The sequence below is a fragment of the Bacillus sp. L_1B0_5 genome (assembly GCF_000836715.1).
GTDB lineage: Bacteria > Bacillota > Bacilli > Bacillales > Bacillaceae_G > Bacillus_A > Bacillus_A thuringiensis_S.
The window spans coordinates 1-3687 of record NZ_JXIS01000213.1; the positions used below are offsets into that span (position 1 = coordinate 1).

Consider the following 3687-nt stretch of genomic DNA (forward strand, 5'->3'; position numbering starts at 1 on the left):
CTTAAAGAAAAACGACAGTAATAGCCAATGGCTACTAAAATAATGTCTTTCTTGAACTGTTTTCCTTTAAAATATCTCATGTAGCATTCTCCTCAGCACAGTTTCCCTACAGTCTCCTTTTTCATGGAATGGGCAAAAACATCCTGCTACCGAAACGCTGGATTGTGGAACAAACTTTTTCTTGGTTAGAAAACTACCGCAGACTACGGAAGAACTGTGAGTAAACACTTGAAAATAGTAGACAGAGTTGCTTATTGGCATCTGTGGTGATTTTATTAAAAAGATTCTAGATAGGTTCTAAGGGTGAAGTAGGGAAATGGATACCTTTGTGCAAACAGGAGGGGTTTATGAACCGCTGTGGTCTGGAGTTAGAACGTGGATGGATGAGAAGGGCTGGTATTATGAAGTGAGACAAACAATGTGAACAGGATATCTTCCATCCAAGATGTCCTGTTTTTCTGTACTCTCTACTATGGTTGGACTCAAAACGCTTATAGAAGAATTTGAGGATGTTGAAGGGGGATAGGAGGTGATTTGATATATTTTTGGGAAATGTAAAGGTTGATTGTCGGAAAATGATGAGGTTATTTGTAGAAAAGATGTAACAGGAATACATATAGAAAATTACGAATACTTTAAAATGCATAGGACATATTGAAAAAAGAATGATCAATCACTACATAGGAAGGAATATCTATAGGATTTGCGAAAATGATAAATTATGTACAGATAGGTTCTTGTTAAGTCATATGAATTAAAAAATGCTTTAAAATAATCTTTGTTGCAACAGAAAAGAGTTGTGTCTAATTTGAGTATGGGAGGAATAGATATGAATCCATATCAAAATAAGAATGAATATGAAATATTCAATGCTCCATCCAATGGTTTTAGCAAGTCTAATAACTATTCTAGATATCCATTAGCAAATAAGCCAAATCAACCACTGAAAAACACGAATTACAAAGATTGGCTCAATGTGTGTCAAGATAATCAACAATATGGCAATAATGCGGGGAATTTTGTTAGTTCTGAAACTATTGTTGGAGTTAGTGCAGGTATTATTGTAGTAGGAACTATGTTAGGAGCTTTTGCTGCCCCTGTCTTAGCTGCAGGTATAATATCTTTTGGGACTTTGTTGCCGATCTTTTGGCAAGGATCTGACCCTGCAAATGTTTGGCAGAATTTGTTAAACATCGGAGGAAGGCCTATACAAGAAATAGATAAAAACATAATTAATGTACTAACTTCTATCGTAACACCTATAAAAAATCAACTTGATAAATATCAAGAATTTTTCGATAAATGGGAGCCAGCACGTACACACGCTAATGCTAAAGCAGTACATGATCTCTTTACTACCTTAGAACCTATAATAGATAAAGATTTAGATATGTTAAAAAATAATGCTAGCTATCGAATACCAACACTCCCTGCATATGCACAAATAGCTACTTGGCACTTGAATTTATTAAAACATGCTGCTACCTATTACAATATATGGCTGCAAAATCAAGGTATAAATCCAAGTACTTTCAATTCATCTAATTACTATCAGGGCTATTTAAAACGTAAAATACAAGAATATACTGACTATTGTATACAAACGTACAATGCAGGACTAACTATGATTAGAACTAATACTAACGCAACATGGAATATGTATAATACTTACCGTTTAGAAATGACTCTAACTGTGTTAGATCTTATTGCTATTTTTCCAAATTATGACCCAGAAAAATATCCAATAGGAGTTAAATCTGAACTTACCAGAGAAGTTTATACGAATGTTAATTCAGATACATTTAGAACCATAACAGAACTAGAAAATGGATTAACTAGAAATCCTACATTATTTACTTGGATAAACCAAGGGCGTTTTTACACAAGAAATTCTCGAGACATTCTTGATCCTTATGATATTTTTTCTTTTACAGGTAACCAGATGGCCTTTACACATACTAATGATGATCGCAACATAATCTGGGGAGCGGTTCATGGACATATTATTTCTCAAGACACATCCAAAGTATTTCCTTTTTATAGAAACAAACCTATTGATAAGGTCGAAATTGTCAGACATAGAGAGTACTCAGATATAATATATGAAATGATATTTTTTTCGAATAGCAGTGAAGTATTTCGATATTCATCCAATTCAACAATAGAAAATAATTATAAAAGAACTGATTCTTATATGATTCCAAAACAAACATGGAAAAATAAAGAATATGGTCATACTCTATCGTATATAAAAACTGATAATTATATATTTTCAGTAGTTAGAGAAAGAAGAAGAGTTGCATTTAGTTGGACACATACTAGTGTTGATTTCCAAAATACAATAGATTTAGATAACATCACCCAAATCCACGCTCTAAAAGCTTTGAAGGTAAGTTCTGATTCGAAAATTGTGAAAGGTCCTGGTCACACAGGTGGAGACTTGGTAATTCTTAAAGATAGTATGGATTTTAGAGTTAGATTTTTAAAAAATGTTTCTCGACAATATCAAGTACGTATTCGTTATGCTACTAATGCTCCAAAGACAACAGTATTCTTAACCGGAATAGATACTATAAGTGTGGAGCTCCCTAGTACCACTTCCCGCCAAAACCCAAATGCTACAGATTTAACATATGCAGATTTTGGATATGTAACATTTCCAAGAACAGTTCCAAATAAAACATTTGAAGGAGAAGACACTTTATTAATGACCTTATATGGTACACCAAATCATTCATATAATATATATATTGACAAAATCGAATTTATTCCAATCACTCAATCTGTATTAGATTATACAGAGAAGCAAAATATAGAAAAAACACAGAAAATAGTGAATGATTTATTTGTTAATTAAAACAAAGTTCTTACTAAAATAGATAGTATGGCTGTTAAAAAGTAAGCGAGAAAGGTCGTGAACCCTATGTTTACAAGTGGTGCGAAAAATAGGTTAAAGCTAGAAACGACAGATTATGAAATAGATCAAGTGGCTAATGCTATAGAATGTATGTCAGATGAACAATATTCAAAAGAAAAACTGATGTTATGGGATCAAGTAAAACATGCAAAATACCTTAGTCAGTCTCGAAATTTGCTTCAAAATGGTGATTTTGAAGATGTATTTCATGGATGGACTACAAGTGATCATATGTACATTCAGTCGGATAATTCTACTTTTAAAGGGAATTATCTGAATATATCTGGGGCGCGAGACATATACTTAACGATATTTCCAACATACATTTACCAAAAAATTGATGAATCAAAATTAAAACCGTATACACGTTACCTAGTAAGGGGATTTGTAGGAAGTAGTAAAGATGTAGAACTAGTGGTTTCACGCTATGGAAAAGAAATAGATACAGTCATGAATGTACCATTTGATATCCCGTATGTATCTTCTAGGCCTGTTTGTAATGAATTATATGATGGTGAACAACAACCGTATCCAAATGGGAATGTAGGATATTATAATCCAATGTCAGCTTTTACGCCTTCTTACACATCTGATGCTCGTCAGTGTATGCCAGGGAAAAAACAGATAGTCTGTCAAGATTCTCATCAGTTTAAGTTCCATATTGATACAGGTGAAGTAGATTATAATACAAATATAGGGATTTGGGTCATGTTTAAAATATCTTCCCCAGATGGATACGCATTATTAGATAATTTAGAAGTAATTGAAGA

The 3687-nt window shown here is 32.9% G+C and carries 1 protein-coding gene and 2 pseudogenes; 2 read left to right on the forward strand and 1 reads right to left on the reverse strand.

Features of this window, described 5'->3' with window-relative positions:
• Window positions 1-80: pseudogene (locus RT27_RS35045) on the reverse strand (IS6 family transposase); the annotation flags it as partial.
• Between the two features lie 749 nt (window positions 81-829).
• Between RT27_RS35045 and RT27_RS31915 the strand changes: the two are divergent.
• Window positions 830-2857 carry an insecticidal delta-endotoxin Cry8Ea1 family protein gene (locus tag RT27_RS31915; protein WP_043939395.1) on the forward strand — a complete coding sequence of 676 codons (2028 nt, stop codon included), beginning with the start codon at window positions 830-832 and terminating at the stop codon, window positions 2855-2857.
• 66 nt (window positions 2858-2923) lie between these two features.
• A pseudogene (locus tag RT27_RS31920) lies at window positions 2924-3687 on the forward strand (pesticidial crystal protein); the annotation flags it as partial.